This window comes from Sphingomonas sp. ACRSK (assembly GCF_022346685.1).
GTDB classification, from domain to species: domain Bacteria; phylum Pseudomonadota; class Alphaproteobacteria; order Sphingomonadales; family Sphingomonadaceae; genus Sphingomonas; species Sphingomonas molluscorum.
The window spans coordinates 1-1,016 of the sequence record NZ_JAKRNR010000086.1; the positions used below are offsets into that span (position 1 = coordinate 1).

At 61.2% G+C, this 1,016-nt stretch carries 1 protein-coding gene; it reads left to right on the top strand.

Annotation, left to right across the window (positions count from 1 at the left end):
* The first annotated feature begins 56 nt into the window (after positions 1 to 56).
* Positions 57 to 1,016, top strand: coding sequence for an IS481 family transposase (locus MHZ35_RS17825; RefSeq protein WP_035386709.1), 960 nt, complete (start codon positions 57 to 59; stop codon positions 1,014 to 1,016).

The following is a 1,016-nucleotide window of genomic DNA, read 5'->3' on the forward strand; positions in this document are numbered from 1 at the left end:
TGTTTGATCCCACGGTTTGATGGTGCGATCCTTTCGTTGGAATGGAAGGAAGCCGTATGGGACAGGTACGTCACGGGAGCGCCACGACCACGCACGCTGTCCGAGCAGCAATACAGCGATCGCAAGCTTCGCTCGCGACGCTGAGCCGTGAGCTGGGGATCAACCCCAAGACGGTGGCGAAGTGGCGTAAGAGGGCGACGGTCGAGGATCTGAAGACCGGGCCGAAGGCCCCTCATTCAACGACCCTGACCGAGGCGGAGGAGGCAATGGTGGTGGCGTTCCGTCGCCACACGCTGCTGCCGCTCGACGACTGCCTCTACGCATTGCAGCCGTCGCTACCGCACCTGACCCGCTCAGCGCTGCACCGTTGCCTTCAGCGGCACGGCATCTCACGGCTACCGGATGTCGAGGGCGACAAGCCCAAGCGTCAGCGCTTCAAGCGTTATCCGATTGGTTTCTTCCACATCGATATCGCCGAGGTGCAAACTGCCGAAGGAAAGCTCTATCTGTTCGTCGGCATAGACCGCACCAGCAAGTTCGCAGTCACCCAGCTGGTCGACAAGGCCGATAGGCGCACAGCATGGGAGTTCCTCGAACACCTGCTGAAGGCCGTGCCGTACCGGATACACACGATCCTGACCGATAATGGCATTCAGTTCGCCGAGCAGCCGCGCAACCGGAACACCGCCTGGTCGCGCCAGATGCGCTTCGACATGATCTGCGAGGCGAACGACATCGAACACCGGCTCACCAAGCCGAACCACCCGTGGACGAACGGTCAGGTCGAACGGATGAACCGCACCATCAAGGAGGCAACCGTCAAACGCTTCCACTACGAGACCCACGACCAGCTCCGGACGCACCTCGCCGACTTCATGGCCGCCTACAACTTTGCCCGCCGGCTCAAGACGCTCAGCGGCCTCACACCCTACGAATACATCGCCAAGATCTGGACGTCAGAGCCAGACCGGTTCATCGTCGATCCGATCCACCAGATGCCGGGACTGAACACCTAG